The sequence below is a fragment of the Streptomyces lothianensis genome, assembly GCF_047779955.1.
In the GTDB taxonomy this organism is placed as follows: domain Bacteria; phylum Actinomycetota; class Actinomycetes; order Streptomycetales; family Streptomycetaceae; genus Streptomyces.
This window is the reverse complement of the sequence record NZ_JBLMKT010000066.1, coordinates 51,004-77,003: the sequence shown is the minus strand read 5'-3', so window position 1 is coordinate 77,003 and position 26,000 is coordinate 51,004. Positions and strand designations below refer to the sequence as shown.

26 protein-coding genes, 1 pseudogene and 1 riboswitch are annotated in these 26,000 nt (G+C 70.9%); of the genes and pseudogenes, 13 read left to right on the top strand and 14 right to left on the bottom strand.

Features of this window, described 5'->3' with window-relative positions:
- Positions 1 to 80: 80 nt before the first annotated feature.
- Positions 81 to 634, top strand: a pseudogene (locus ACLF6P_RS22915) (GNAT family N-acetyltransferase).
- Here ACLF6P_RS22915 and ACLF6P_RS22910 read toward each other — a convergent pair.
- The 4 genes from ACLF6P_RS22910 to ACLF6P_RS22895 all read right to left on the bottom strand — a co-directional run bounded on the left by ACLF6P_RS22910 (position 593) and on the right by ACLF6P_RS22895 (position 2,851).
- Entirely contained in the window at positions 593 to 934 is a 342-nt protein-coding gene (locus tag ACLF6P_RS22910) for a hypothetical protein (RefSeq protein WP_415952522.1), read from the bottom strand. The pseudogene ACLF6P_RS22915 and the gene ACLF6P_RS22910 overlap by 42 nt on opposite strands.
- A gap of 25 nt (positions 935 to 959) precedes the next feature.
- The gene (locus ACLF6P_RS22905; protein ID WP_415952521.1) at positions 960 to 1,451 is read right to left on the bottom strand and encodes a hypothetical protein; all 492 of its coding nucleotides are present in this window, start codon (positions 1,449 to 1,451) and stop codon (positions 960 to 962) included.
- A 166-nt stretch (positions 1,452 to 1,617) separates the two neighbouring features.
- Positions 1,618 to 2,112 (bottom strand): hypothetical protein, encoded by a 495-nt coding sequence (locus ACLF6P_RS22900; RefSeq protein WP_415952520.1) that lies wholly within the window; start codon positions 2,110 to 2,112, stop codon positions 1,618 to 1,620.
- 253 nt (positions 2,113 to 2,365) lie between these two features.
- Entirely contained in the window at positions 2,366 to 2,851 is a 486-nt protein-coding gene (locus tag ACLF6P_RS22895) for a hypothetical protein (RefSeq protein WP_415952519.1), read from the bottom strand.
- A 110-nt stretch (positions 2,852 to 2,961) separates the two neighbouring features.
- Between ACLF6P_RS22895 and ACLF6P_RS22890 the strand changes: the two genes are divergently transcribed.
- Positions 2,962 to 4,353 (top strand): BTAD domain-containing putative transcriptional regulator, encoded by a 1,392-nt coding sequence (locus tag ACLF6P_RS22890; protein ID WP_415952518.1) that lies wholly within the window; start codon positions 2,962 to 2,964, stop codon positions 4,351 to 4,353.
- On the opposite strand, the gene ACLF6P_RS22885 is transcribed toward ACLF6P_RS22890, so the two are convergent.
- A complete protein-coding gene (locus ACLF6P_RS22885) occupies positions 4,307 to 5,050 on the bottom strand; it encodes a DUF4328 domain-containing protein (RefSeq protein WP_415952517.1) in 744 nt (247 codons plus the stop codon). The two genes, ACLF6P_RS22890 and ACLF6P_RS22885, sit on opposite strands and share 47 nt — an antisense overlap.
- A 187-nt stretch (positions 5,051 to 5,237) precedes the next feature.
- Positions 5,238 to 6,953, bottom strand: coding sequence for a beta-N-acetylhexosaminidase (locus tag ACLF6P_RS22880; protein WP_415952516.1), 1,716 nt, complete (start codon positions 6,951 to 6,953; stop codon positions 5,238 to 5,240).
- 146 nt (positions 6,954 to 7,099) lie between these two features.
- On the opposite strand from ACLF6P_RS22880, the gene ACLF6P_RS22875 reads away from it, so the two are divergent.
- From ACLF6P_RS22875 to ACLF6P_RS22850, 6 genes are all read left to right on the top strand, one after another.
- Positions 7,100 to 7,720, top strand: a complete 621-nt coding sequence (locus tag ACLF6P_RS22875) for a 2-oxo-4-hydroxy-4-carboxy-5-ureidoimidazoline decarboxylase (RefSeq protein WP_415952515.1) — start codon at positions 7,100 to 7,102, stop codon at positions 7,718 to 7,720.
- A 288-nt stretch (positions 7,721 to 8,008) separates the two neighbouring features.
- The gene (gene sdhC / locus ACLF6P_RS22870) at positions 8,009 to 8,389 is read left to right on the top strand and encodes a succinate dehydrogenase, cytochrome b556 subunit (RefSeq protein WP_415952514.1); all 381 of its coding nucleotides are present in this window, start codon (positions 8,009 to 8,011) and stop codon (positions 8,387 to 8,389) included.
- Between the two features lie 5 nt (positions 8,390 to 8,394).
- Entirely contained in the window at positions 8,395 to 8,871 is a 477-nt protein-coding gene (locus ACLF6P_RS22865; protein WP_415952513.1) for a succinate dehydrogenase hydrophobic membrane anchor subunit, read from the top strand.
- 23 nt (positions 8,872 to 8,894) lie between these two features.
- A complete protein-coding gene (gene sdhA, locus ACLF6P_RS22860) occupies positions 8,895 to 10,649 on the top strand; it encodes a succinate dehydrogenase flavoprotein subunit (RefSeq protein WP_415952512.1) in 1,755 nt (584 codons plus the stop codon).
- Complete coding sequence (locus ACLF6P_RS22855) at positions 10,649 to 11,410, top strand: succinate dehydrogenase iron-sulfur subunit (protein WP_415952511.1); 762 nt, start codon at positions 10,649 to 10,651, stop codon at positions 11,408 to 11,410. Before sdhA ends, ACLF6P_RS22855 begins: the two co-directional genes overlap by 1 nt.
- Positions 11,411 to 11,572: 162 nt before the next feature.
- Positions 11,573 to 11,968, top strand: coding sequence for a VOC family protein (locus ACLF6P_RS22850; RefSeq protein WP_415952510.1), 396 nt, complete (start codon positions 11,573 to 11,575; stop codon positions 11,966 to 11,968).
- Positions 11,969 to 12,145: 177 nt separating this feature from the next.
- On the opposite strand, the gene ACLF6P_RS22845 is transcribed toward ACLF6P_RS22850, so the two are convergent.
- The 3 genes from ACLF6P_RS22845 to ACLF6P_RS22835 form a co-directional block, all read right to left on the bottom strand.
- Positions 12,146 to 12,409 carry a TM2 domain-containing protein gene (locus ACLF6P_RS22845; protein ID WP_415952509.1) on the bottom strand — a complete coding sequence of 88 codons (264 nt, stop codon included), beginning with the start codon at positions 12,407 to 12,409 and terminating at the stop codon, positions 12,146 to 12,148.
- A 223-nt stretch (positions 12,410 to 12,632) separates the two neighbouring features.
- Entirely contained in the window at positions 12,633 to 13,055 is a 423-nt protein-coding gene (locus ACLF6P_RS22840) for a DUF2752 domain-containing protein (protein ID WP_415952535.1), read from the bottom strand.
- Between the two features lies 1 nt (position 13,056).
- Positions 13,057 to 13,551, bottom strand: a complete 495-nt coding sequence (locus tag ACLF6P_RS22835) for a TM2 domain-containing protein (RefSeq protein WP_415952508.1) — start codon at positions 13,549 to 13,551, stop codon at positions 13,057 to 13,059.
- Positions 13,552 to 13,776: 225 nt separating this feature from the next.
- Between ACLF6P_RS22835 and ACLF6P_RS22830 the strand changes: the two genes are divergently transcribed.
- The 3 genes from ACLF6P_RS22830 to ACLF6P_RS22820 are packed head-to-tail and all read left to right on the top strand — an operon-like array spanning position 13,777 to position 15,634.
- Complete coding sequence (locus ACLF6P_RS22830; RefSeq protein WP_415952507.1) at positions 13,777 to 14,202, top strand: hypothetical protein; 426 nt, start codon at positions 13,777 to 13,779, stop codon at positions 14,200 to 14,202.
- A gap of 3 nt (positions 14,203 to 14,205) precedes the next feature.
- The gene (locus tag ACLF6P_RS22825) at positions 14,206 to 14,748 is read left to right on the top strand and encodes a thiol-disulfide oxidoreductase DCC family protein (RefSeq protein WP_415952506.1); all 543 of its coding nucleotides are present in this window, start codon (positions 14,206 to 14,208) and stop codon (positions 14,746 to 14,748) included.
- A gap of 31 nt (positions 14,749 to 14,779) precedes the next feature.
- Positions 14,780 to 15,634 (top strand): TetR family transcriptional regulator, encoded by an 855-nt coding sequence (locus ACLF6P_RS22820; RefSeq protein ID WP_415952505.1) that lies wholly within the window; start codon positions 14,780 to 14,782, stop codon positions 15,632 to 15,634.
- Positions 15,635 to 15,762: 128 nt separating this feature from the next.
- On the opposite strand, the gene ACLF6P_RS22815 is transcribed toward ACLF6P_RS22820, so the two are convergent.
- Complete coding sequence (locus ACLF6P_RS22815) at positions 15,763 to 17,169, bottom strand: metallophosphoesterase (RefSeq protein WP_415952504.1); 1,407 nt, start codon at positions 17,167 to 17,169, stop codon at positions 15,763 to 15,765.
- Positions 17,166 to 17,483, bottom strand: coding sequence for an SCO4848 family membrane protein (locus ACLF6P_RS22810; RefSeq protein WP_415952503.1), 318 nt, complete (start codon positions 17,481 to 17,483; stop codon positions 17,166 to 17,168). Before ACLF6P_RS22810 ends, ACLF6P_RS22815 begins: the two co-directional genes overlap by 4 nt.
- Positions 17,484 to 17,679: 196 nt before the next feature.
- Here ACLF6P_RS22810 and ACLF6P_RS22805 point away from each other — a divergent pair, with 196 nt between their 5' ends.
- Positions 17,680 to 18,906, top strand: coding sequence for a D-alanyl-D-alanine carboxypeptidase family protein (locus tag ACLF6P_RS22805; RefSeq protein ID WP_463315325.1), 1,227 nt, complete (start codon positions 17,680 to 17,682; stop codon positions 18,904 to 18,906).
- Positions 18,907 to 18,948: 42 nt separating this feature from the next.
- On the opposite strand, the gene ACLF6P_RS22800 is transcribed toward ACLF6P_RS22805, so the two are convergent.
- The 3 genes from ACLF6P_RS22800 to ACLF6P_RS22790 form a co-directional block, all read right to left on the bottom strand.
- Positions 18,949 to 19,899 (bottom strand): YihY/virulence factor BrkB family protein, encoded by a 951-nt coding sequence (locus ACLF6P_RS22800; RefSeq protein WP_415952501.1) that lies wholly within the window; start codon positions 19,897 to 19,899, stop codon positions 18,949 to 18,951.
- A gap of 351 nt (positions 19,900 to 20,250) precedes the next feature.
- Positions 20,251 to 21,618 carry a hypothetical protein gene (locus tag ACLF6P_RS22795; RefSeq protein WP_415952500.1) on the bottom strand — a complete coding sequence of 456 codons (1,368 nt, stop codon included), beginning with the start codon at positions 21,616 to 21,618 and terminating at the stop codon, positions 20,251 to 20,253.
- Entirely contained in the window at positions 21,615 to 22,709 is a 1,095-nt protein-coding gene (locus tag ACLF6P_RS22790; RefSeq protein WP_415952499.1) for a HesA/MoeB/ThiF family protein, read from the bottom strand. Before ACLF6P_RS22790 ends, ACLF6P_RS22795 begins: the two co-directional genes overlap by 4 nt.
- 247 nt (positions 22,710 to 22,956) lie before the next feature.
- On the opposite strand from ACLF6P_RS22790, the gene ACLF6P_RS22785 reads away from it, so the two are divergent.
- Positions 22,957 to 25,851, top strand: a complete 2,895-nt coding sequence (locus tag ACLF6P_RS22785) for an AfsR/SARP family transcriptional regulator (protein WP_415952498.1) — start codon at positions 22,957 to 22,959, stop codon at positions 25,849 to 25,851.
- 62 nt (positions 25,852 to 25,913) lie between these two features.
- Positions 25,914 to 26,000, top strand: a riboswitch (ZMP/ZTP riboswitch).

Genomic DNA, 26,000 nt, shown 5'->3' with positions numbered 1-26,000 from the left:
GTCCGCTGCGGGCGATGCGGTTGAACGTGGCGTCTGCCGCGTCTTGATCGCCGGCTGTGCGCACTGCTTGGCCAACCGGCATGACCGATCCAGGAGCCGTTGCCTGGCCGCCCGCACCGAACAGAACCGAGCGGCTCGTGCTGCGTAACCCGAGGCCCGGGACCGTGTGACGTTCGTAGAGCTGCTGGCAGCGCCGGATGTGAACGCCTACCTCGGTGGCCCCCGCCCGCGCGACGAGCTCGAACGCGAGCTGCCCGAGGTGCCCGGGCGGTGGCCCGGGAGCTTCGCCGTCGAGCTCGACGGGGCGATGATCGGCCGTGTTCTGCTCCGGAGAGCGCCGGAGCACCATCGCCCGGCCGCCGCGGGGAAGACCGAGCTCGGCTACCTGTTCCTGCCACAGTCGTGGGGATCCGGGTATGCCGCCGAAGCATGCGCGGCGGCACTTCACTGGTTCGACAGCGCCCTTCCCGGAGAGCCCGTCGTGCTTGCCACGCAGACCGCAAACACCGCCTGCCGAAGGTCCGTCAGACCGGCCGCGTCGAGCCTGACCACTCCCGGCATCCGTACGGACCGCGGAGTGCAGGCCGGGGCGTCAAGATGCCCGCCCGTGGCCGGTGTTCCGGCCGCGAGGTGAGCGCACCGCGGCGAAGCAGTAGGCGGCGGCGAAGAGCAGCGCATGGAAGGTCGTCCTCGATACCGTGTCGAGCGCGGGCGGTACGCGTTCTTCCGTCGGGGTGGCCTGGCCGGCCGGGTCGATGATCATGGCGAGGCGGTCGCCCACTTCGCTGGTGGCGGTGCAGCGCTTCCGGATCGGCTCGGAGACCGGGGTTCCGTCCAGGAGGGTCCCTGCGCACACGTAGCCGGTGTAGTTGCGGCTTTCATGGACGTGCGCCTTCACCTCGGACACGGCGTCCGGTCTGCCGCTGCCAGCCACCGCTCGATCGTGGAACGGACGTCGTTCAGCCCCTCCCCCTCCCCCGCCGCGCCACCACGGCCCGCAGCACCCGGCGGCCCTCCGTCGACACGTCGAGGGCCTGGCGGAGGCCGTCGCCCTTGGCCAGGAGTTCGAGGACGGTGATCTGGCGGCGCAGTTCGCCTGCCGCGAGTGGGCCGTCGGCCGTGGGGTCCAGGGTTCGGTGGATCTGGAGGGCCGCTGTGGAGCAGGCGTCGGACCACGTGCGCAGGTCCGGGCCCGAGCGGTCGGCGGGGAGGGCGTCCAGCATGCGGTGGGTGAGCGTCGCCGTCGTCTCGTCGGCGGTGCCTCGCGGTACGGACTCCCGTACGGCATCGACGAGAGGTGCCCAGGGTGTGTCCGAGGCGAGCGCGGCCCACAGCGGGCGCAGGGTGTCGTCCTCCGCGCCGAGGACCGGCAGGCACCGGTCAAGGCACGCGAGCCCGCTCGCGGCCAGCCCCCGCTCGTCGCTCTGCGCGATCAGCTCCACCAGACCCATGACGCCTCTCCGTTCCGGACGCGGTACTTCCCCTTACAGCGCCGGGACACCCGGAAGCGTCACTCCCGAGCCAGGGTCGTGGTGACTCCCCCGCCGGGGTCATGGCGACTCCCCCGCCGGGGTCATGGTGATTCCCACGCCGGGAGGCATGGCGGGGGCGACTGCGTCAGTTGTCAGGAATTCCGAGTTTCTCCAGGAAGCGGAAGAAGAGGAGCTCCGCGGACGGCTCGGCGGGGGCGGTCAGGGCAGCGGTGATGTCTGCCGTCGGCACCGTATAGCCCGCCTCCGCCGCCCAGGCCGTCGCCCGTTCCGCCGCATCGCGGGCGGGGAGGAAGAGGTCGTCGGGCTCCTTGCCGTCCGCCGCCAGGAAGGCGGCCATGGCCTCGCGGGCCAGGCAGGCATTCCATGCGCCGCTCTCCGGCCCGGCCGCCTCGACGGCGACGCACGCGCTGTCCATCACGAAGCCGAACAGCGCGGGCGCGCCGGTCTGTCCGGCGAGCGCCGCCATCGAGCCGAGCTCGGGGACCGAGGCCTCCCATACCTGCCAGCCGTCGGGCCGCTGCTCATGCAGCGCGAGCCCGTCGCGTACGCCCTCGAACGCGGCGTACTCCGCGAGAGGCCGCTCCGCGCGGCCGACGACGTAGTACCCCCAGAACCCCATGCCTTACTCCCCGCCACGACGCCTTTGATGTGAATCCAACACATCTGCACGGGAGTTCGCCACCCATAAGTACCGATGAGCCCACGTCCGGAGCAGCGGATGGCCGCGCTCCCGTATGCATGGGGGACGCGTTTCGGGGGGTTTCGGGTTCTGTCTCAGGTGGTGCGGTGTGGGGCGCAGTGGTGCGGTGTGGGGTGCGGTGGTGCGGTGCGGGGCGCGGTGGTGCGGCGTGGCATGCAGTGGTGCGGTGCGGTCAGTCGATGCGGTTGCACAGGTCGTCGATCGAACCCTGGTACAGCTTCAGGGTCTTGTGGCCGGTCGCGGTGATGTCGAGGGTGTACAGGCCGTCGATGAGGTAGAGACCGCGCGGGAGGGTGCCGCCGTTCTCGGCGAAGCCGACGAGGACGGGGCCGGCGACCGTCCAGTGCTGGGAGCCGTCGTCTCCGTAGGTGATGTAGGCCCTGCCGCTCGCGTCCGCGTCGTAGGAGGGGCCGTCCGGTCCTTCGGTGGTGTTGGTGAGGCGGATGACCAGGTCGCCCTTGTACGCCTCGGACTTGACCGAACCGTCCGGGTTGGTGGAGACGACCCGCCTGACCACCTCGTCGACGACGGGTTCGCCGTGCACGGCAACGTCGCAGCGGGCACCGGCGGCGACGTCCCAGGGGGCGGAAGGCGCGGGCACCCAGCCGCCTCCGGTGGCGGCGGAGAGGGTGAGCAGGGCGGCAGCGGTGACGTGCATGAGTCCTCCTGGTGGGTTGCCTGGATTTCCACCCAGCGTTCACGGCCCGCCTCACCATTCGCTCACCACGGCCGGGTCACGGCGGGGACCACGCCGTACGCTCCACAGACATGGACTTCCAGCTGCTCGGCCCCTTCGAGGCCCGCCACCTCGGCCGCCCCGCGCTGACGGGCATACGCCGACAGGAACGACTGCTGCTTGCCGTGTTGTTGCTCGACGCGGGCCGTACCGTGCCGGTCGAGCGGCTCGTCGAGCTGCTGTGGCAGGGCAGGCCGCCGGCTGCGGCGCGCGGCACGGTGCACACGTACATCGGGCGGCTGCGGGCCGCGCTCGGCGGGCACGGGGTGCGGCTGAGCACGTACGACGACGGGTATGGCGTGGAGCCGGACGGGCACCGGATCGACACGGCCCGGTTCACGGAGCTCGTGGAGCAGGCGGCCGCGACGGGCGATCCGGTCCTGCGGGTGGAACTTCACGACGAGGCGCTCGCGCTGTGGCGCGGCCCGCTGCTCGAGGGGCTCGCGGAGGAACCGTTGCGCGGCCGGCTCGGCGGGGTGCTGGAACAGTTGCGGATGGCCGCCGTGGAGCGGCGGGCGGAGGATCTGCTCGCGCTGGGCAGGCACCACCGGGTGGTCGCCGATCTGCTGCCGGAGATACGGAAGGGGCCCGCGCGCGAGCGGCTGGTCGCCGCGCAGATGACCGCGTTGTACCGGAGCGGGCGGACCCCCGAGGCGCTGGGCCTGTACCAGGAGACGCGCTCGGCGCTCGTCGCGGAGCTGGGGCTCGAACCCGGCGCGGAGCTGCGCGAGTTGCACGCGCGGATCCTCGCGGCCGACCCGCGCCTGGACCGGCCGCCCGGCCCGGTGTACGCCGTCCGGGTACGCGACGTGTGGCTGCCGTGGAGCACGAGCGGCCATCCGGCGCTGGAGTTCTGCAACACGTACGCGGGCTGGCATGCGGAACGCGAACGGCCCGGATCCGACTGGCTCACCGGCTACGCCTCGCTGGCCGTCTGGGCGGGACATCTCGCTCTCGCCGGGGAACGCACCGTCGACCGGCTGCTCGCCGAGGCCGCGCGGCGGCCGGAACGCGCCGCCGCGGTCCTCGACGAGGCACGGGAGCTGCGGTCGGCGATGTACGCGGTGTTCACCGATCCCGGTGACACGCGTGCGTTCAAGGCGGTCGCGGCGACGGCCGAGGAGGCCGCGCGCAGCGCCGAGTTCGTCCGGGAGGACGAAGACGGCGAGAGTCGGCTCGGCCGCTGGCGGGTCAGCCCGGCCGCAGGCCTGCGGCTGCCGCTGCTCGCCGCCGCCCACAGCGCGGCGGGGCTGCTCGCCACGCCCCAGGTGCACGAGCTGCGGGTCTGTCCGGGCGAGGACTGCGGCTGGCTGTTCCTGGACTCCGCGGGCCGCCGCCGGTGGTGCAGTCTGGGGACGTGCGGGGTGCGGCGGGCCGTCACTGCTCCAGGCCGCGCAGCGCCTTCTCCTGCTGCATCGCCGTGAGGCGACGTACGAAGAGGATCGCCGCGATGCAGGCCGCGATGTCGACCGCGTCGGAGACGGCGAGGGACGACACCGCGGACCGGATCTCCTCGTAGCTCTCGGCACGGGCGTACTCCTTGGTCGCGAAGCGACCGAGCAGCACGTCCAGTACGAAGAGCAGCCACCAGCCGGTGAGCAGGGCCTGGGAGGGGGAGCGCTCGGTGGTCTCGCTCGCACCCCAGATGTCGGAGGCGACACGGCGCGGCAGCCAGAGGTTGGCGATCGGGACGAACCAGGCGGCGATCGTCCAGCCACGCTTCATCGACTGGTACTCGGGTCCGAACACCTCGGCGTTCACGCGTACCCGCCAGAACCAGACGAGGAAGACGACGATCAGGGCGGTCCAGAGCGCGGACTGGAGGATGCCGCTGATCCCGTACAGGGTCTCGGCGTCGGTGACACTGTCGACGAGCTCCTCGGAGAAGGGCGTGGCGCGCAGGTCCGCCATGGCCGACCGCAGGTGGAAGCCGACCCATAGTGAGAAGAGGTCGGCGGCGATCAGCGCGCCGAAGAGGATCACCAGCGCCTTGGCCAGGCCGTGCGGCGACTTGAGGTAGGCCGACGGGCGCACGGTGGACGCCGGGCGGCCGGTGTTCTGCGGATAGCCGGACAGCTGCGAATTGCTGGACGTATAAGAAGAGCCGGACATGCCGGACATACGAGAAACCCCCCACGGGTCATGGAAACAGCGGCGGGGCGGCGGGACGGAGCCCTCCGCGCCACCGCACAGATGCGCGTGCCATGGCGCCTTCTCCCCAAGGCGCCTCGGCACGCGGAATCTACGTGCCCCCCCGCGCCGCCTGTCCACCCATTACCGGCCCCGCCGAATCCGGCGAAACCGCAGCTCAGCCCAGCTTTTCCGCCAATGCCCTGAACTCTCCCCAGGGCAGCTCCGGGGTCCGCTCGTCCCAGACCCGCTGGGCCAGTGCCCGCAGGGGCAGGCGGATGCCGTCGGCCACCTGGCCCGGGGTCTGGGCGGTGGAGAAGTCGCACCAGACGGCGAAGCGTGCGCCGAGGATCTGGTCGTCGTAGGTGGCGGGGACGGGTTCGGAGCCGCGGACGACCAGCGGGTTCCACTCCTTGTAGATGCGTTCGCCCGTCGGGTACGTGAACTGGTTGGGCTCGCCGAGCACGTAGTAGAGGTATTCGTCGTTGAGGTTGACGAGCTTGCGGCCGGCCTTCAGATACTCGACGGGCTCGCGGGCGCGCAGTTCCTTGCCCGTCCAGTACTCGACCTCCAGGTCCTCGTCGGCCTGGACCACTCCGCCGGCGAACATGCCGTCGTTCCACATCTTCGGCTTCTTGTCCTCGGCGCGGACCACCTTCGCCCGGTCGTTGACCCAGCCGGTCGCCAGGTCCTGCACCTTGGCGTCCGGGCCGTACTTCTCGCGGGCGAGCGCGGCCAGCTGCGGGTAGCGGGCCTCCGGGTCCGCGACCATCAGGGCGCGGTATTCGTCGGCGCCGAGATGCCAGTACGTGCCGGGAAAGAGGTCCGCGTACTCCCGCAGCAGTTCGTCGACGATCTTCGCCGATCCGGGTTTCGAGATGTCGATCGCACCGCGCGCCGGGTTGCCCCGGGTGTCGCGGAGCTGGAGCTGCGGGTGGGCGGCGAGGACGGCGCCGAGGTGGCCGGGTGAGTCGATCTCGGGGATGACCTCGATGTGCAGGCGGCGCGCGAGGGCGATGATCTGCCTGACCTCGGACTTCTTGAGGTGGACCGGGGAGACCACCTCGGGGTGGGAGCTGGATTCGATGCGGAAGGCCTGGTCGTCGGAGAAGTGCAGGCCGATCTGGTTGTACTTGAGGTCGGCGAGTTCGCGGACCCGGTCCTCGATCCAGGCGGCCGTGAAGTGCTTGCGGGCGATGTCGAGCATGAAACCGCGCTGCGGTTTGGCGGGTGCGTCGCGGATGACGCCCTCGGGTGCGGTGCCGCCCTGGCGGACGGCCTGCTTGAGGGTGCGGGTGCCGTAGAAGACGCCCGCGTCGTCGCCGGCGGTGATACGGACCCGCTCGTCGGCGACACGGATCGTGTACGCCTCGGGGTCGGCGTCCGTGTTCGACTCGCCGGAGACGAGCGCGAGTTCCACGTCGCCCTTGCCGGGCTCGGCGCCCTGTGCGTAGGTGAGGCCCAGTTCCTGGGCGATGAGCCTGCCCTCGTCGGCGAGTTCCTCCGCCGAGTCCTCGGCGACGATCACCTGCCCGCCGCGGTCGGGATGCCAGCCGGGGCCGCGCGCCGCCTCGTGCTCGCGAACGGCGGGGATGGTCAGCGGGGGTTTCGACACGGGGTGGGTCGCGGCGGCGGAGGCCGGGGAGCGGCTGTCGGCGGTGGTGGCCGGCGAAGGGGTGGGGGTGGCCCCGGCGCCGTTTCCCGTGCCGGAGCCTTCGGGCCACAGCGTGAGGGTGAGCAGCGCCGCGCAGCCCGCGGTGATGCCCGCGACGAGGGCCAGGCGGCGGCGCCCGCCGGGACGTGAACGGCCTCGGCCCGAAGGGGCGGGGCCTGAGGGGCCGGACCCGGAGGGGTCGGGCTCCGGGGAACCGGACCGCGAAAAGATCGACTTCACGCTGTGCAACCTCCCATGGGCCGCGAAAGTCCGCCAGGTGACTGCCCCGAACGTCCACCACTCGTTCCCAAACTCTCCCGTCCGGGTGAAATTCGCACATCGGGCGTACAGCCACCGACAGCTCTCGATACCGTGAGGGCACCCCCTTGCCCCTGCCGTTGCCCGATTCAGGCCGCCTGGCCGCTTCCGAGGAGCGCACGCTGCCTTCGCCCAGCCCGTCCCGTACCGCAGCCGCACTGCCCGCGCAGGCCATACCGGGACAAGCCCGGTCCGATGCCACCGCGCACCCGGGACTCGACCACTTCAACAGCGCACCGGCCGAGGACGTGCACCGCCTGCTCCTCGACTGCTGTGCGAGCGAGCGCTGGGCGCGGCGCGTGGCCGAGTACCGCCCGTATCCGGATCCGGACGCGCTGCTCGCGGCCTGCGACGAGGCGGGCTACGACCTCGCGCCCGCCGAGCTGGGCCGGGCGCTCGCCGCCGAGCGGAGCGAACTGCCCGCGCCCGGCGCCACCCCGCAGGCGGCGCTCACCGCACTACGCGCCGCGCACGCCGCGTACGAGGCGCGTTTCGGCCATGCTTTCCTGCTCTCCCTCGACGACTACCGGCACGACGAGCACCTCGACCAGGTCCTCGCCGGCCTGCGCAAACGCCTGGCGCACGAGGTGGACGAGGAGCGCAGCATCGCCGCCGAGCAACTGCGCCGGCTGGTGCGCGAGCGGATCACCGAGGCCCTGTTCGGACCGCGGATCCCCGCCGCGTACTGACGCACGCGCCCGCTGCGCGACGGCTGCGGGCCCTGCCCGACGGCTGCGTTTCCGGCCGCGTACGGGGGCAGGCGTACGCGCGGATACGTACGGACGTATACGCGCATAGGGTGAATTATCCGGGCCTGCTAGCCCGTCCGTGCCTGTTTGATCACACCTATAGACCCCCCGCCGGGCATACCGACACCTGGTCGATACGATGACGAGCGGCCGGTGGACCGTACCCGGCCGGGTCCGACCGACAGACAAGCCGGCCGACCCCGATCCCCGCTCCCGGAGGGTTCTTCCGTGCCGGCTGGAACGCTGTACCGCGGCCGGGAAGGAATGTGGTCCTGGGTGGCTCACCGAGTCACCGGCGTCCTCATCTTCTTCTTCCTGTTCGTACACGTCCTCGACACCGCTCTCGTCCGCGTCTCCCCCGAGGCGTACGACGATGTCGTGGCCACCTACAAGACGCCGCTCGTGGCGCTGCTGGAATACGGCCTTGTCGCGGCCATCCTGTTCCACGCGCTCAACGGCCTGCGCATCGTCGCCGTCGACTTCTGGTCGAAGGGCGCGCGCTACCAGAAGCAGATGCTCTGGACCGTCGTCGGCATCTGGGTGGTGCTGATGGCCGGCGCCGTCTACCCGGTGCTCGGCCACGCCGCTCGTGAACTGTTCGGGAGCTGAGGCAGATGTCTGAGACCACTACGCAGGGCATCGGCGAGGTCGAGGGCGTGGCCCTCTACGACGTGGACAACCCCGCCCCCGTCATCGAGCCGCCGCGCAAGCGCACCAAGAAGACCCCGAAGGCCACCCGCGGCAACTTCGAGATGTACGGCTGGCTGTTCATGCGCCTGTCCGGCATCGTCCTGGTCGTCCTGGTCCTCGGCCACCTGCTGATCCAGCTGGTGCTCGACGGCGGCGTCTCCAAGATCGGCTTCGCCTTCGTGGCCGGCCGCTGGGCCTCGCCGTTCTGGCAGGCCTGGGACCTGATCATGCTGTGGCTGGCGATGCTGCACGGCGCCAACGGCCTGCGCACGATCATCAACGACTACGCCGAGCGGGACAACACGCGCTTCTGGCTGAAGATGCTGCTCTACACCGCCACGGTGTTCACCGTCCTCCTGGGCACGCTGGTGATCTTCACCTTCGACCCGAACATCCGCTAGGCCCGGGGCTGAGGTAACCACTCATGAAGATCCACAAGTACGACACCGTCATCGTCGGCGCCGGCGGCGCCGGTATGCGTGCGGCCATCGAGGCCACCAAGCGCAGCCGTACCGCCGTGCTCACCAAGCTGTACCCCACCCGCTCCCACACGGGCGCCGCGCAGGGCGGCATGGCCGCCGCGCTGGCCAACGTGGAGGAGGACAACTGGGAGTGGCACACCTTCGACACGATCAAGGGCGGCGACTACCTGGTCGACCAGGACGCCGCCGAGATCCTGGCGAAGGAGGCCATCGACGCGGTCCTCGACCTGGAGAAGATGGGCCTGCCGTTCGGCCGCACCCAGGACGGGAAGATCGACCAGCGGCGCTTCGGCGGGCACAGCCGCAACCACGGTGAGGCCCCGGTCCGCCGCGCCTGCTACTCGGGCGACCGCACCGGCCACATGATCCTCCAGACGCTCTACCAGAACTGCATCAAGGAGGGCGTGGAGTTCTTCAACGAGTTCTACGTCCTCGACCAGCTCATCACCGAGGTCGACGGCGTCCGGAAGTCCGCCGGTGTCGTGGCGTACGAGCTGGCCACCGGCGAGATCCACGTCTTCCAGGCGAAGGCCGTGATCTACGCCTCCGGCGGCACCGGCAAGTTCTTCAAGGTGACCTCCAACGCGCACACCCTCACCGGTGACGGCCAGGCGGCCTGCTACCGGCGCGGACTGCCGCTGGAGGACATGGAGTTCTTCCAGTTCCACCCGACCGGCATCTGGCGCATGGGCATCCTGCTGACGGAGGGCGCCCGCGGTGAGGGCGGCATCCTCCGCAACAAGGACGGCGAGCGCTTCATGGAGAAGTACGCGCCGGTCATGAAGGACCTCGCCTCGCGTGACGTCGTCTCGCGCGCCATCTACACCGAGATCCGCGAAGGCCGCGGCTGCGGCCCCGAGGGCGACCACGTCTTCCTCGACCTGACGCACCTGCCGCCGGAGCAGCTCGACGCCAAGCTCCCGGACATCACCGAGTTCGCCCGTACGTACCTCGGTATCGAGCCGTACACGGACCCGATCCCGATCCAGCCGACCGCGCACTACGCGATGGGCGGCATCCCGACGAACGTCGAGGGTGAGGTCCTCGCGGACAACACCACCGTCGTTCCCGGTCTGTACGCCGCCGGTGAGGTCGCCTGCGTGTCGGTGCACGGCGCCAACCGCCTGGGCACCAACTCGCTGCTCGACATCAACGTCTTCGGACGCCGCTCGGGCATCGCCGCCGCCGAGTACTCCTCGAAGGCCGACTTCGTCGAGCTGCCCGAGGACCCGGCCTCGCTGGTCGAGGAGCAGGTCGAGCGGCTGCGCAACTCCACGGGCAGCGAGCGCGTGGCGGACCTGCGCAAGGAGCTGCAGGAGACGATGGACGCCAACGTGATGGTGTTCCGTACGGAGCAGACCATCAAGTCGGCCGTCGAGAAGATCGCCGAGCTCCGCGAGCGCTACAGGAACGTGGCGATCCAGGACAAGGGCAAGCGCTTCAACACCGACCTCCTCGAGGCCATCGAGCTGGGCAACCTGCTCGACCTGGCCGAGGTGATGGCGGTCTCCGCGCTCGCGCGCAAGGAGTCCCGCGGCGGTCACTACCGCGAGGACTTCCCCAACCGCGACGACGTCAACTTCATGCGCCACACCATGGCGTACCGCGAGGTCGGCGACGACGGCTCCGATTCCGTCCGCCTCGACTACAAGCCGGTCGTCACGACCCGCTACCAGCCGATGGAGCGTAAGTACTGATGGCAACTCCCGTCATGGACAAGGCCGAGGCCGAGGCGGCCAAGGCCTCCCCGTACATCACGGTCACCTTCCGCATCCGCCGCTTCAACCCCGAGGTTGCGGAGGAAGCGATGTGGGAGGACTTCCGGATCGACATCGATCCGAAGGAGCGTGTGCTCGACGGCCTCCACAAGATCAAGTGGGACCTCGACGGCACGCTGACCTTCCGCCGCTCGTGCGCGCACGGCATCTGCGGCTCGGACGCGATGCGGATCAACGGCAAGAACAGGCTCGCCTGCAAGACGCTGATCAAGGACATCAACCCCGAGAAGCCGATCACGGTCGAGCCCATCAAGGGCCTCACCGTGCTCAAGGACCTCGTGGTCGACATGGAGCCGTTCTTCCAGGCCTACCGCGACGTCATGCCGTTCCTCATCACCGAGGGCAACGAGCCGACGCGTGAGCGGCTGCAGTCCCCCGAGGACCGCGAGCGCTTCGACGACACCACCAAGTGCATCCTGTGCGCCGCGTGCACGTCCTCGTGCCCGGTGTTCTGGAACGACGGCCAGTACTTCGGCCCGGCGGCGATCGTCAACGCGCACCGCTTCATCTTCGACTCGCGCGACGAGGCCGGCGAGCAGCGCCTGGAGATCCTCAACGACCGCGACGGCGTGTGGCGCTGCCGCACGACGTTCAACTGCACGGACGCCTGCCCGCGTGGCATCGAGGTCACCAAGGCGATCCAGGAAGTGAAGCGCGCGCTGATCACCCGGCGCTTCTGAGTTCCCTCCCGTACTCCTCGTACGTGGGTGAGGGCCCCGTTTCCCGTCAGGGAGGCGGGGCCCTCGGCCGTTCGGGAGGCCGGGGGCGCCGTTCGGGAGGCCGAGAACGCAATCGTCCCGCGCCTCCGACGTGGTGGGGCGGGCCAGGCCTAATCTGACGTCATGTCACTGGAACTGCTCGGCTTCGACCATGTCCTGTTCCCCGTCGGGGACCTCGGTGAAGCCGTGGGCTTCTATGAGCGGGCCGGGTTTCCGCTGGGCTTCCGGGTGGACGAGGCCGGGATCGCCCTGTTCAAGGTGGGCGAGGAGACACCCGGTGTGCTGCTGCGGCAGGAGGACGGGCTGGCGCGGCAACCGGCCGGGCCATGGGCTCCACGGGTGTGGCTCGAGGTGCCGGACGCGCGGGCGGCGGCGGCCTCGCTGACGGCGGCCGGGCTCGCGCCGGAGGCTCCGTTCTCCTCGTCGACGGGGTGGACCGCCGAACTGACCGACCCGTGGGGCAACGTCCTCGGGTTCACCGACTACTCCAAGCGGCCGGAGCTGGCCCGGGGGCGGTGAGGGGGCGGGGCTTTCCCGGGGTGCGCCCCGGGAGGGCACGGGGCTTCCCGGGGTGCGCCCCGGGAGGGCGCTCGGCAGTTGTGGCCCGGAGGGCGAGGGCAGCGCGACGCCCCGCCGACGGGGATGGTCGACGGGGCGTGGAAGCGGCAGCTGCCGCCATGACGGCGGCGGTGCGGGTCAGCCGCGCAGCGGGCGGCCCTGCGCGTCGGTGCGGTCGTTGCTCGTGAGGAACATGATGCCGTCGATCAGCGCCCAGATACCGAGGCCACCGCAGGTGAGGAGCTGGGCGACGCCGACGCCCACGGAGCCCACGTAGAAACGGCCGATGCCGAGGCCGCCGAGGAAGAGCTGCAGGATGCCCGCGACGATCTTCGACTTGTCCGAGTAGGGGCGGCCCATCGGGTCGACGCCGTAGGGTGCCTCAGGGGTGGGGACGCTCATGTCAACTGCTCCTGGAATGCATGAATTGGCCCGGAGCCGGACGGCTCCAGGTGCCGAGGAGCGCACACATGTACAGCACGGCCACCCCCCGTGAAGGTGACTCTATTGAGGCCGGTGTGACCGGCGGGAGATGTGGGGCACGATCGTGCTGTGATCGTGACTGTTTTCAGTCAACTCCCGATCGCCCCCGGCCAACAGACGGCGCGCAGTCAACCCCACGGGCTCACCACACGTTGCGCACCACGGTCCAGGCCACCGCGGTCCCCAGGATGAGCGCCTGGGTGCGGCGGCTGAGGCGCGGGCGCCAGCTGCGACGGTGACGTACGCCCTCCCAGGCCCAACGGCCCACCAGGGCAAGGGCGAGAGGCGAGGCCAGAAGCAGGACACGGTTGTCGAGCCAGGCCTGTGCGAAATCGCCGTGCATCAGGTCGTACACCATCCGCGTGCCGCCGCAGGCAGGGCAGAGCTGCCCGGTGACCAGACGGAACGGGCACTGGGGCAGCAACTGTCCGGGCTCGTGCGGATTGGTGACGTACAGCCAGGCGGCGCCGGCCGCACCGGCGGTGAGGAGCGCGAGCGGTGGCACCTCCGGACGCCGCGCGAACACTCCCAGGCGCGATGCCCCGAGACGCGATGCGGAGACGATGTCAGCCACGCAGGACCCGGCCCTCCGCATCCGTGTGGTCGTTGCCCACGAGGATCAGGATGCCGTCGATCAGCGCCCAGATGCCGAAGCCGCCGCAGGTGAGGACCTGAGCGACACCGATGCCCACGGAGCCCATGTAGAAGCGGCCGATCCCGAAGGTGCCGAGGGCCAGTTGGAGGACGCCCGCGACGATCTTCGACTTGTCGGAGTAGGGACGCCCCAGGGGGTCGTAGCCGTAGGGCGCGTGGGGGTCACCGGTGGGGTAGCCGGGCGGTACGGAGCCGGGGGCGCCGTAGGCGGGCGGCGGGTAGCCCGGCTGCTGCCCGTACGGGGGCTGCTGGGCGTACTGGGGGTGGCCGTAGGGGCCGGGCGCGCCACCCTGGTACGGCGGCGGGGCGTCCTGAGGGTAGCCGTATCCGGGCTGGGGCGGCTGCTGGGAGGACTGGGGTGGCTGCTGAGGCTGCTGGTTCGGCTGCTGGGGCGGCTGCTCGGTCATGGAGAGTCTCCACCGGGGTTTCTGGGCGATCTGAAGGACCACATCCTGCCCGAAGGGCGGCGCCCGGCAGACGGCGGGCCGCCCCTCTCCCGCCACACCCCCACCTTGAACGCGTTCAAAAGCAGCGCTACAGTCATGTCCACGAGGTTTTGAACGCGTTCAAGGAAGCGTTCGGAGCCGCCGGCCGCGGCATGCGCGCGCCGGTTTCCGGAGGGGATCGAGGACATGGACCTCACAGTCGTCGCATACGTCATCTATCTGGCCATCAGCATCGGGCTGACCGTCTGGGTCGCACGGACCCTCAGCCGCAACGGGCGGATCTTCCTCAGCGACGTACTGCGCGGGAACGAGAAGCTCGCCGAGGCCGTGAACCACCTCCTCGTCGTCGGCTTCTACCTCGTCAATCTCGGGTTCGTCGCGCTCTACCTGAACGCGGACGACCTGATCACCGACGCGCGGGGGATCTTCGAGGAGCTGTCGGTGAAGCTGGGCGTCGTGCTGCTCGTCCTCGGGGTCATGCACCTCGGCAACGTCTGGGTCCTGAACAAGATCCGGCGCCGGGGAATCATGGAGCGCGAGCAGCTGCCGCCCGTACCGCCGCAGGGATTCAGCGGCGGGCAGGGCGCGTGGGCGACGCCCACGGGGGCCTGAGCGATGGGGAGCGCTCAGGGCACGGGGGGCCGGGGCGCCGCCCCGAAGCAGGAGGGCCGGGGCGTCGCGTACGCCCCGGTCCGCCGGCTGACCGTGCTGTACGACGCGGAGTGCCCGCTGTGCACATGGGTGCGCGACTGGCTGATGCGGCAGCGCCGGCTTGTGCCGCTGGAGCTCGTACCGGCCGGTTCGCAGGAGGCGCGGCGGCGGTTCCCGGGGATCGACCACGGGCCGACGCTGGACGAGATCACCGTCGTCGCGGACGGCGGGCAGGTCTACCGGGGCCCCGCGGCCTGGGTCGTCTGCCTGTGGGCCCTGGCCGAACACCGCCCGCTCGCGCACCGGATGGCCACCCCCTCGGGGGCGCGGTTCGCGCGGGCCGCGGTGCTCGCGGCGGCCAAGTACCGGCAGGGGCAGCGCCCGACCGCGCAGTGGCAGGGCGGCGTGTACCGGCGCGGCGACGGGTGGACGTACCACCCGCAGCACGGCTGGTCGTACGCCGGGCCGCCAGAGGCGTGTGACTCCGATGGCTGCGCGAGTCGTTAGGCTCGGCACCGTGCCAGCAGGAGATGAAGGTGTGAACGGGCCGACGGAACCGAAGGATGTCGCCCCGGCGGCGGAGGCGAAGGATCTCGCCCCCGCAGCGGAGCCGAAGGGTGCCGCCTCGACGGCGGAGGCGAAGGGCTCGACCGCGCCGAAGAGTGAGCAGACGCGGACGCTGATCCTGGAGACCGCGATGCGGCTCTTCCAGGAACGCGGCTACGACAAGACGACGATGCGGGCCATCGCCAAGGAGGCGGGCGTCTCCGTCGGCAACGCGTACTACTACTTCGGCGGCAAGGAGCACCTCATCCAGGGCTTCTACGACCGGATCGCCGCCGAGCACCAGGCCGCCGTCCGGCCCGTACTCGACCGCGAGACGGATCTGGAGGCCCGGATCTCGGGCGTGCTGCGGGCCTGGCTGGAGATCGCCGAGCCGTACCACGAATTCGCGGCGCAGTTCTTCAAGAACGCCGCCGACCCGGACTCGCCGCTCAGCCCCTTCTCGACCGAATCCGCGCATGCGCGCGAGGCGGCGATCGCCGTGCACCGCGAGGTGCTCGCCGGTTCGAAGGCCAAGATCCCGGAAGAACTCAAGGACATCCTCCCGGAGATGCTCTGGCTCTCCCAGATGGGCCTCGTCCTGTACTGGGTCTTCGACCGCTCCCCCGGCCGCGAACGCTGCTTCCGCCTGGCGGACCGCGGCGCGAAGCTCACGACACGCGGTGTGGCACTCGCCCGCTTCCGCGTGTTGCGCCCGCTCGTCCGCGAGGTCCACGAACTGTTCGTCGACTTCCTGCCCGGCATGGCGGACGAGCCCACCCCCGGCCGACAGGCCGCCCGGGAGGGCGAACCCGCGCCCGCCGGCAAGTCCGCCCCCGCCAAGCGATGACGCTTCCGTCCTACGCGAATACCCCGTTCAGAGCCGGCTGCTGACCGTCGGTGCGGTGATCTCGCTCGCAGCGGGGCGTGGGCTCGGTCCGCGAAGTCGAGGAGACGTTTCACCGACGGGTGTGCCGGTCAGGTCTGTTTCGAGGCGAGGGTGACGACCGTGATGTCCGAGGGGGCGCCCACGCGGACCGGTGGGCCCCAGGCGCCTGCGCCCCGGGTGACGTAGAGCTGGGTGTCGCCGTAACGTTCCAGGCCCGCGAGGGTGGGGTTGGCCAGGTCGGCGAGCACGTTGCCGGGCCACATCTGGCCACCGTGGGTGTGGCCGGAGAGCTGGAGGTCGACGCCGTGTTCGACGGCGTCGTGGATGACCACCGGCTGGTGGGCCAGGAGGACCGAGGCGCGGGTGCGGTCGCGGTCGCCGAGGGCCGCCGTGAAGTCCGGACCCTGGCCTTCGCCCTCGCCCGCCACGTCGTTGACGCCCGCGAGGTCGAAGCCGTCGATCTCGACGCGGGCGTTCTCCAGCGGGTGGAGGCCGAGTTCGCGTACGTGGTTGACCCACTGCTGGGCGCCGGAGAAGTACTCGTGGTTGCCGGTGACGAAGTACGAGCCGTGGCGAGAGCGGAGCTGCGCGAGCGGTTCGGCGGCCGGGCCGAGGTCCGCCACGTTGCCGTCGACGAGGTCGCCGACCACGGCGACCAGGTCGGCCTGCGTGGAGTTGATGGTGTCGACGATCCGCTGGGTGTGGGCGCGGCCCAGGGTCGGGCCGAGGTGGATGTCGCTGACGACGGCGATGCGGAAGCCGTGCGCGCCGCGCGGGAGTTTCGCGAGGGGCACGGTGACGTGCTTGAGCTTCGGGCCGCGCAGGACGGAGTACGTGCCGTATCCGACGGTTCCGAGCGCGGTGGCCGCGGCCGCGCCGCCGATGATGCGGGAGACGAAGAGGCGGCGGGAGAGCTCGGACGGGGTGCGCTGGACAGTCCCCTCCCTCCCGGGGGCCGATCCCTCTTCGATCCTATCGGCGGCCACTGACAATGCCCCCGACGACGGCTCCTGTGAGGGTTCCTGCGACGGATGCTGCGAAGGTTCCCGCGCCGACGCGGGCTCCTGCTGCCGTGCGGCTCCCTCTACCCCGGCGCCCACTGTTTCCCGTACGGCCGAGGGGTCGGCCTCCGCAGCCGGAGCCGGTGCGGGTTCCGCCGTCGTGCGGGCCGCGTCACGGCGCCGTAGCCGGCGGAGCAGGAGCGGGCGGACGGCCTCGCCGGCGAGGGTGGACAGGCCCAGGTAGATGAACAGGGCCATCCACAGGTAGCCGGGCCAGGCGAGGATCTGTTCCAGCCAGAACGGGGCCCCGGCCCGTCCGCTCACCAACGCGCCGAGCATCAGGAGCAGCGCGAGGACGATCGCGGCCGTGCCCGCCTTGCGGGCCTTCGAGCCGGGCCCGGTCGTGTCGCGGATCAGGCGGCGCCAGAGGTAGTAGTGCAGCCCGAGCAGGACCGAGAAGGCGGCGAGGCCCGCGAGGACGAAGACGGCGATCACCGCTGACCGCTCGCGTGCTCGTCCGTGTCTCCGTCGGTCTGGCCGTCGGTCCGGTCGTCGGCCTGTCCGCCGTCCGGTGTACGGCGCAGGGCCCGTACGCCACGGAACCCGATGATGCCGACGGCCGTCCCCAGGAGAAAGGACACCACGGCGAGCAGCAGATGGACCCAGAAGTACCCGGTCGGATCACCCGCATCGTCGAATGCCAGACCGCTTCCGTCCTTGACCAGATTCTTGACGAAAGTGATCCAGATGATCCACGACCACACGCCGAAGGCGAGCAGGAACCAGGAGACGGATCGGCTGAGCTTCATACGCCCAGTATCGCGGTGGGCGGTTCCGTTCCCGTCCCGGGGTATCCCCTGGAAGACACACACGGGGAGGGGTGGGGAGAGTGATCCCGGCCGGACACAGGGCGACCCGGCACACATTCGTACTGGTATTACATGTACGTTCTCGACCGTGTCTGCCATGAAGAGGGCCGTACTCACGGTCGTATGCGCCAGTTTGATGACCATGTCTGCCATCTCACCGGCCGTGGCCGATGACAAGCCGGGCAGTAAGAAGGACGACAAGGCGAAGCCGCCGGCGAAGATGTCGACCGTCGGGGGCGCGCAGCTCGGCAAGGCGGGCACGCAGGTCAATCTCGGCCCCGGAGCCCCCGTCCTGCCCAAGGCCCTGACGGGCCGTTCGTGGATCGTGGCCGATGCCGAGTCCGGTGAGGTCCTCGCGGCGCACAACGCGCACTGGCGGCTGCCGCCCGCGTCCACGCTCAAGATGCTGTTCGCGGACACGGTGCTGCCGCAGTTCCCCAAGGAGCAGGTGTACACGGTCCAGGACGAGGACCTCGCGAAGATCGGCGAGGGGTCGAGCCTCGTCGGCATCAAGGAGGACCACACCTACACCGTCCACGATCTGTGGCTCGGGGTGTTCCTGCGCTCCGGGAACGACGCGGTGCATGTGCTGGCCTCGATGTACGGCGGCCTGGAGAAGACCGTCGCCGACATGAACACGCACGCCGAGGAACTGCAGGCGCTCGACACGCACGTGGTCAGCCCGGACGGCTACGACGCCGAGGGCCAGGTCTCCTCCGCGTACGACCTGACGCTGTTCGCGCGCTCCGGGCTGCAGAAGGCCGACTTCCGGGAGTACGCCTCTACCGTACGCGCGAAGTTCCCGGGCAAGGGCAAGGGCGAGAAGCGCGAGCACTTCGAGATCCAGAACACCAACCGGCTGCTGAGCGGCGACTACGGGCTCGACCCGTACAAGGGCATCGCGGGCGTCAAGAACGGCTATACGACGCACGCGGGCATGACCTTCACGGGTGTCGCCGAGCGCGACGGCAAGGTGCTGCTCGTGACCGTGATGAACCCGGACTCCGACGAGAAACTCGCCGTCTACAAGGAGACCGCCCGGCTCTTCGACTGGGGATTCAAGGCCGCGGACAAGGTGACGCCGGTCGGTGAGCTGGTGGCGCCGCGCAGTGTGGACACCGGTGGTGAGGACGCGGAGGGCACAGAGGGAGCGGCGGCTCCCGAGCAGGAGAAGGGGGACTCCGCCGCCGAGGGCCAGGCGCTCGGCGGCGCGGAGCACGTCGCCGCCGAGCAGGGTTCGAGCGGCGTCGGGATCGCCCTCGCGATCACCGGCGGTGTCCTCGTGCTGATCGGCGCCGGGGTCTTCCTCGTCAAGCGTCGCTGGCCGCTGCCCGACCTGGTCCGGAAGGTTCCCCGCGGCTGAGCGGACCCTGCTGCGGCGGTTGCTGGGGCGGCGGCTGCTGCTTCAGCGATCCTGCTGCGGTTCGTGTTCAGGTTTCTGCTGCGGTTCCTGCTGTGGTTCCTGCTCCGGTTCCTGCTGGGATTCCTGCAGCGGATTCTCGGGGACCTGCTTGCTCGATGTCGCCGTCCAGGCGGCGCAGAACAGCAGCAGTTTCGCGTTGAAGTTGATCCACAGGAGCAGGGCGACCGGGACGCCGAAGGCCCCGTACATGGACTTGGCGGCGACGCCCTTCATGTAGCCGCCGAGCAGCACCTTGAGGAGTTCGAAGCCGACCGCCCCGATCAGCGCCGCCACGACCAGGCGGCGCCGGGGCGGGTGGACGCCGGGCAGCAGGGTGAGCACGTAGAGCAGCAGCAGGAAGTCCGCGAGGACGGCCAGCGCGAAGACCACGACGACCAGCAGGGAGCCGACCCAGCCGCGGTCCTCCAGGCCCACCGTCCGGGTCAGCCACATGGCCGCGGTGGTGCCGATCGCGGAGGCGGCGAGGGAGACGAGGCCGGTGAGGCCTAGTCCGAGGAGGATGCCCGCGTCCTTGAGCTTCGCGAGGACCACGTTCTCGTCCTCGTCCTCCTTGCCCCAGACCTCGCGCAGGCACTGCCTCATCGTGCCGACCCAGCTCACACCCGTGAACAGCAGCGCGGCGCCGGCGATCACCCCTACCGTGCCGGCATTGGCGACGAGGGCGTCGATGTCCAACTGGTCGGAGATCCCGGGAACCTGATCGCTCAGCTTCTGCTGCAGGTCCTGCTGCTGTTCCTCCGAGAGGGTGGCGGCGGCGATCGCGGCGGCCACGGTGAGCAGCGGGAACAGCGCGAGGAAACTGACGAAGGTCATCGCTCCGGCGAGCCGCGACCAGTGTGCCCGGTCGAGGGTCTCGTAGGAGCGGTAGGCGTGGGTGGCCATGAGGCGTGCCACGAGCGGCCCGATGACGGGCAGATTCTTCAGCCAGTCCATGGGGTCATTCTGTCCCCGTCGGGCGCTCGTTCGTGGCAGGGCGCCGACGCCACGCAACGGGAGTGGACACCGCGTGTCCCGCGAGGGAGGGGGCTGGGCGGGTGTTCGGGGGGGGTGGCGCGCGTGTGCCCGCCGTCCAGGGAAGGGCGCGCGGATGCCCGCCGTCCAGGGGACGGCGGGCATCCGTCTGATCCGTAGCGCAGGGCGGCTACGTATCGATGTGTCAGCCGATGTGCACCGTGGCCTTCACCTTCTCCACCTTGCGGACCGTGATCTTCATGCGATTCACCTCCTCGGCTCCGGACTTCACCCGGTCCGGCGTGCGCCGGACGGGAGACCTCACCCCGCGTGTCAGGCTCTGGCCGTGATCCGCCGTGCGTGTTCACGGACGGAGAGAGCAGCGGGAAGAACGAAGGGCGTCAGATAGACCGCCGTGCACAGCAGCGCCCACCAGAAGGAGCCGGTGGCCGGCCCGTCGCCGAGCCCGTCGGCGGCCCAGCGCGCCATCTCCCAGGCGAACGGCGCCAGGAAAAAGCCGGCCCAGGCCAGCGTCAGCGCGGCCCCGAGCAGCCGCACCCACCGGAACCAGCGTCCGGCCCGTACGTCCGCCGGATGCGCATCGGCGAGTTCGGCGGCCCCGTCCGGGCTCAGCCGTCCGACACTCCGCCGGAGCATCAGGGACGAGACATGCCACAGGTTCCGGCAGCCGAGCGCGTTCACGACGACCGCGTACAGGTCCGTGCGCAGGAAGATCATGCACTGCCAGAGCATCCCGGTGAGCTTCACGTAGATCCAGGTGGCGAGGGCCGCGTCGAGCAGACCCGGCGCCGACCAGACCCCGGTTTCGATCAGCAGCCGCCCCGCGAGCGGTACGGCGAGCAGTACGGCGTCGAGGGCGAGACCGGCCAGGAGCGGTCCGTAGCGCTTGCGTCGCTCCACGGTCCACACCTGGGTCAGATCCGTCTCGAAGACGAGCAGGAACACCATGCGCCGGTCCATGCCGAACCGGGCGGGCAGATCGAGCGCCCGGGCCGCAAGCCAGTGCCCCAGCTCGTGGATCGCGGCGGCGACCAGGGCGAGCGGGATGAGGATCAGGCTGCCGAGGCCTATGTCGTCCACGATGAACGCGTCCGTGGCCGGATCGGGGAAGAGGGCGGGCCACAGCACGAACACGGCGAGCGCGAACACCGCGCACGCGGTGTAGAGGCTCCACGCCACCCGCCCGAAGAACGGCCGGACCCGCTCCTGGCGGACACCGGTCAGCCATCTGCTGCCCTGTACGGGGGCCGAGCGGACCGGGGCGCTCTCCTGCCCCTCGTCGAGGAAACCCAGCTCGCGCAGGGTGTCGACGAAGGACGGCACATCCACGGGCTCGCCCGCGAACTCCTCGGCCTCGGCGGCGGCCTCGTCCGTCGTGGCCCCCCGCCGCAGGGCCTCGATCACCACGCCGCCCACCTTCGGGATGGTGATGAACTCCCCGGTGGCCGGGTCGCCCACAAGGACCTCGTCCTCGCCCTCGTCGACGAGGGTCAGCGGGCGCAGCCGCACGGTCGCGGGAGAGTCGTCGTGCGGATCGGCCGCGGGCGTGTCGCCGGGCGGACCGGCCGGATCAGCCGGATCGGCCGGATCGGCCGTGGATGTGCCGGCTTGCGGCTCCGCGGGATCGGCCGCGGGCGTGTCCTCGTGCGGATTCGCCGCACCCGTCGTCACCTCGGTCATGCCGTGACCCGAGCGGGAGCCAGCGCGCACACCGGGCAGTCGGGGACGTCGGGGAACGGCACCTGGGTGGCCGCGAGCCCCTCCCGCAGATCGAGACGATGGCGCACCCCCGCCGCCACCGGCTCCTGGAACCCGGTCAGATAGCGCAGGCTCTCCAGCGTGATCAGGGAGCCGATCTGCATGGCCACCGCGCCGATCAGCGGATTGGTGGTCTGCATGCTGTGGACGAGATCCTCCGCGGCGGCCGAACTGGTGCCCTCCGGCGGCATGTCCGAGAGCTCGCAGGCCATGCAGGGGCTGACGCCCGGGTTCACCGAGACATACGTGACCATGGTGTGCGTCGCGCCGCCCGCGACCAGCGGGACCCCGGCCCGTACGGCCGCCTCGTTCACCCACAGACCGGCGTCGGGATGGCCGTCGAGGCCGCCCGCGATCAGATCGACGCCGGCGGTGAGATCGGCGAGGTCCTCGGGGGAGGCCACCCAGCGGTCGGCGGTGTGCACCTTGATCTCCGGGTCGTAGGCCTGCACCCAGGCCTTGGCCGCCTCGACCTTCGACCGCCCGATGTCCTCGTGGTGGTAGAGGAACTGGCGGGCGAAATTGCGGGGCTCGACGCGGTCGTGGTCCAGGAGCGTCAGCTCGCCCACTCCGAGGCCGGCGAGGCACTGCACGAGCGAGGAGCCGGCACCGCCCACACCGAGTACGAGGACATGCGCCTTGCGCAGCGGGGTGAGGAAGTCGGTCCTGGTCCGTTCGAGGTCCGCGAAGGTCCCGAAGAACGTGAGGTTGGAGAAGTGCCGCTCGTCCACGGCCGGATCGCCGGTGCCCCTGCCTTCGGCACGCTCGATGAGGCCGAGGCCCGCGAGCCCCTCGATGCCCTCGCCGAGGTCGTCCTCCGAGATGTGGACGCCGCCCGCGGCGAGCGAGGCGGACAGTTCCGGAATGGTCTGCGGGGCCGCGCGGAGCGCGGCGAGCAAGGCGGCGACCTGACCGTCCGGGTCCTCGAGCGTGATGGCCTCGCGGGGGTCGAAGACGACGACGAGTTCCTCGCCCACGGTCTGCCAGGAACATTCCTTCAGGGCAAAACGCATCGCTCAACCGCCTTCCGGCTCGCCGTCCCCGGGACCCCGGGATGCGCCAGTCATGTTGGTGAGCGGCGCTGAACTCCCGCTGTACCGGCACTTATCGCGGCCGAACCGCCCTCCTGCAAGGGCGACTTGGGCGATCTTCCCGCGCCCTTCCCGCGCCCCCTCTGACCTGTACGGGACACCGGCCGAGTGGAAAGATCGGCTCGCGCCCACCCCGCGCACCAACCGGCCCTGAACCCAGGAGCATTGAATGCGCTTTCGTGTGCTCGGCCCCCTGGAGGTGTGCGACGGAGCCCGCTGGACCGGCATCCCGGCAGCCAAGCAGCGCGCCCTCATCGCCACCCTGCTGATCCAGCGCTCGCGTCCGGTCGCCGTCGACGAGCTCAGCGAGGCGCTGTGGGGCGAGGAGGCGCCAGCGGCGGCGGGCAACCTGATCCAGCAGTACGTCATGCGGCTGCGGCGCACCCTGGGGGACACCGAACGTCGCATCCTTGTCACCCGGGCCCCGGGCTATCAGCTGGTGCTGCCCGATGAGGAAGCCGTGGACACGCAGCGCTTCGACCGTCTGGTGGCGAGGGGGGAGGCGGCCGCGCGTTCCGGCCGGCCGGTCCGCGCCGCGCAGTTGCTCACCGAGGCGCTGGGGCTGTGGCGCGGGCGGGCCATGGCCGATGTGCGCTCCATTCCGGCCGTCGACGCCGAGGCCGCCCGCCTGGAGGAGCAGCGGCTCTCCGCGCTCGAAGCCCGCATCGAGGCCGACCTCGCGAGCGGTCCGGGCGACCGTGTCGTACCGGAGTTACGTGGTCTCGTACGCGACCATCCGCTGCGGGAGCGGCTGTGGAGCCTGCTGATACGGGCGCTGTACCGGCAGGGCAGAAGAGCCGACGCGCTCGGCGCCTACCGGGAGCTGCACCGCCTGATGAGCGCGGAACTCGGCGTCGAGCCGATGACCCAGCTCCGCGAGATCCACCAGCGGATCCTCGATGGCGAGCCCCTGGAGGAGCGCCGCGTGGAGGCCCCGCAGGAGCGCACCACGGACTCCCCCGGCAAGCCCCGCGGCGCGCTGCCGCTCGCGGCGGCGGGTCTGCCGGATGTCACGACGGCGCCCCTGCCGCTACCCCGGCAACTCCCTGCCGACAACCCGTGGTTCGTGGGTCGCGAGGCCGAACTCCGGCGCATCTCCGGTCTCTTCCACGGCGCGTCCGAACGCGACGGGCAGCCGGGCATCTGTGTGATCTCCGGGGCTGCGGGCATCGGAAAGACCCTGCTCGCCGAACACTGGGCCCGGCAGGCGGCACCCCGGTATCCCGACGGCCAGCTCCATGTGAACCTGCGCGGCTTCGCCCCGTCCGGCCGACCGCTGCGGACCGGCGATGCCATCAGGAGGTTCCTCAGCGCCTTCGGCGTCCCGCCCGCGCGGGTGCCGGCCGATCCGGAGGCGCAGGTGGCGCTCTACCGCAGCCTGGTCGCCGATCGCCGGCTGCTCATCGTGCTCGACAACGCCCGCGATGCCGAGCAGGTGCGTCCGCTGCTCCCCGGCGGGCCCGGCTGCGCGGTGCTGATCACCAGCCGCAACCGCCTCACCGGTCTCGCCGTCACCCACCCCGCGAGCCTGGTCGGGCTCGACGTGCTCGATCCCGCGGAGGCACGCGAACTGCTGGTCCGCCGCCTCGGCGACGCACGCGTCACCGCCGAACCCGAGGCGGCGGCCGATCTGATCGCCTCCTGCGGGCGGCTGCCGCTGGCCCTCGGGGTCGTCTCCGCACGGGCCGCCGCCTACCCGGAGCGTTCACTCGACGACCTCGCCGGCGAGCTGCGCGGCCCGCGCACCCGTCTCGACCTGCTGGACACGGGCGACACCGCGAGTGATGTACGTGCCGTGTTCTCCTGGTCGAGCGGACAGCTGACGGCCCGGTCCGCGGCGGTCTTCCGGCTGCTCGGCCTGCACCCCGGCCCCGAGGTCTCGCTGCCCGCCGCCGCCAGCCTGGCCGGTATCCCACAGCGGCAGGCGGAACAGGCCCTGGCCGAGATGTCCGAGGTGCATCTCCTCGCGGATCAGGCGGCCGGCCGCTTCACCCTGCACGACCTTTTGCGCGCCTACGCCGAGGAGCAGGCCGTGGCGCAACTCGGCGCGGCGCAACGCTATACGGCCCTTGCACGCCTGCTCGATCACTATCTGCACAGTGCGCTCGGCGCGGACCGGCTGCTCAACCGGCATCACCAGATCCAGATCACGCCCGGACCGCTGCAGCCCGGTGTCTCGGTCACCCGCCACGCCGACGCCACCACCGCACTCGACTGGTTCACGGTCGAACGCGAGTCGCTCGCCGCCGCGGTGCGGAGGGCGGCGGAGGGCGGATTCGACACACATGCCTGGCAGTTGGCGAGGGCCTGCCGCACCTTCCTGTACCAGCAGGGCTTTCTCGCCGAGCAGATCGATGTGCACCGGGTGGCCCTGACGGCGGCGCAGCGCCTGAATGATCCGGAGGCCCTGGCCTACTGCCACTTCGGTCTCGGTCAGGCACTCGCGCGGCTGGGGCAACACGACGAGGGCCGGGCCCACCTGGATCACGCCCTGCGGCTCTACGAGAAGCTGGGCGACGACGTCGGCCGCGCGGTGGTCCACACCCAGATCGCCGTGCTGGTGGGTCAGCTCGGGGATGCCTCCGCTGCACTTGAACACAGCGAGAAGGCGCTCGCGTACTGCCGGGCCGTCGGCCACCGGGCCGGTGAGGCAATGGCGCTCAACAACGCGGGCTGGTGGCATGCCCAGCTGGGCGCGCTGGAACCGGCGGGCGAGCGGTGCGGCCAGGCGCTCGACGTGCTGCGCACGCTCGGCGACGTCATGGGAGAGGCCGCCACCTTGGACAGCCTCGGCTTCATCCACCGCAGCGCGGGCCGCCACGACGAGGCCATCGCATGCTACGAACAGGCCCTCGAACTCCGCCGCGGCCGCGAACGCATCTACGAGGCCGAGACCCTGCCCCAACTGGCCGAGACCCAGCTGGCCGCGGGCCGCGGCGAGGAGGCCCGGGAGAGCCTGCAACGCGCACTCGACCTCCTGCGCGGGCTCTCCCCGTACGAGGCAGCCCCGGTACGCGAACGCCTGCGCGAACTCGACCACCGGATGGGGGAGGCCGGGCTGTGATCGCCACCGGGCGTTCGTATCCCGGACAGGAGATCGTGACAGGCCGTGCGGCGGTAGGGTGACGCACGGGCCGTGACTGGCGCGCTTGGATGGGGTCAACCATCGGGAAGCGGCCCATGAACCGTGTGCCGTGCGCCTGGGCCGAACCG

What these genes read in the sequence shown, in the direction of transcription:
- ACLF6P_RS22905 (WP_415952521.1), bottom strand. Translation starts at nt 1,451, where the DNA reads ATGGGTCTGGTGGAGCTGATCGCGCAGAGCGACGAGCGGGGGCTGGCC.
- ACLF6P_RS22900 (WP_415952520.1), bottom strand. Translation starts at nt 2,112, where the DNA reads ATGGGGTTCTGGGGGTACTACGTCGTCGGCCGCGCGGAGCGGCCTCTC.
- ACLF6P_RS22895 (WP_415952519.1), bottom strand. Translation starts at nt 2,851, where the DNA reads ATGCACGTCACCGCTGCCGCCCTGCTCACCCTCTCCGCCGCCACCGGA.
- ACLF6P_RS22890 (WP_415952518.1), top strand. Translation starts at nt 2,962, where the DNA reads ATGGACTTCCAGCTGCTCGGCCCCTTCGAGGCCCGCCACCTCGGCCGC.
- ACLF6P_RS22885 (WP_415952517.1), bottom strand. Translation starts at nt 5,050, where the DNA reads ATGTCCGGCATGTCCGGCTCTTCTTATACGTCCAGCAATTCGCAGCTG.
- ACLF6P_RS22865 (WP_415952513.1), top strand. Translation starts at nt 8,395, where the DNA reads ATGTCTGAGACCACTACGCAGGGCATCGGCGAGGTCGAGGGCGTGGCC.
- sdhA (WP_415952512.1), top strand. Translation starts at nt 8,895, where the DNA reads ATGAAGATCCACAAGTACGACACCGTCATCGTCGGCGCCGGCGGCGCC.
- ACLF6P_RS22855 (WP_415952511.1), top strand. Translation starts at nt 10,649, where the DNA reads ATGGCAACTCCCGTCATGGACAAGGCCGAGGCCGAGGCGGCCAAGGCC.
- ACLF6P_RS22850 (WP_415952510.1), top strand. Translation starts at nt 11,573, where the DNA reads ATGTCACTGGAACTGCTCGGCTTCGACCATGTCCTGTTCCCCGTCGGG.
- ACLF6P_RS22845 (WP_415952509.1), bottom strand. Translation starts at nt 12,409, where the DNA reads ATGAGCGTCCCCACCCCTGAGGCACCCTACGGCGTCGACCCGATGGGC.
- ACLF6P_RS22835 (WP_415952508.1), bottom strand. Translation starts at nt 13,551, where the DNA reads ATGACCGAGCAGCCGCCCCAGCAGCCGAACCAGCAGCCTCAGCAGCCA.
- ACLF6P_RS22830 (WP_415952507.1), top strand. Translation starts at nt 13,777, where the DNA reads ATGGACCTCACAGTCGTCGCATACGTCATCTATCTGGCCATCAGCATC.
- ACLF6P_RS22825 (WP_415952506.1), top strand. Translation starts at nt 14,206, where the DNA reads ATGGGGAGCGCTCAGGGCACGGGGGGCCGGGGCGCCGCCCCGAAGCAG.
- ACLF6P_RS22810 (WP_415952503.1), bottom strand. Translation starts at nt 17,483, where the DNA reads ATGAAGCTCAGCCGATCCGTCTCCTGGTTCCTGCTCGCCTTCGGCGTG.
- ACLF6P_RS22805 (WP_463315325.1), top strand. Translation starts at nt 17,680, where the DNA reads ATGACCATGTCTGCCATCTCACCGGCCGTGGCCGATGACAAGCCGGGC.
- ACLF6P_RS22800 (WP_415952501.1), bottom strand. Translation starts at nt 19,899, where the DNA reads ATGGACTGGCTGAAGAATCTGCCCGTCATCGGGCCGCTCGTGGCACGC.
- ACLF6P_RS22795 (WP_415952500.1), bottom strand. Translation starts at nt 21,618, where the DNA reads ATGACCGAGGTGACGACGGGTGCGGCGAATCCGCACGAGGACACGCCC.
- ACLF6P_RS22790 (WP_415952499.1), bottom strand. Translation starts at nt 22,709, where the DNA reads ATGCGTTTTGCCCTGAAGGAATGTTCCTGGCAGACCGTGGGCGAGGAA.
- ACLF6P_RS22785 (WP_415952498.1), top strand. Translation starts at nt 22,957, where the DNA reads ATGCGCTTTCGTGTGCTCGGCCCCCTGGAGGTGTGCGACGGAGCCCGC.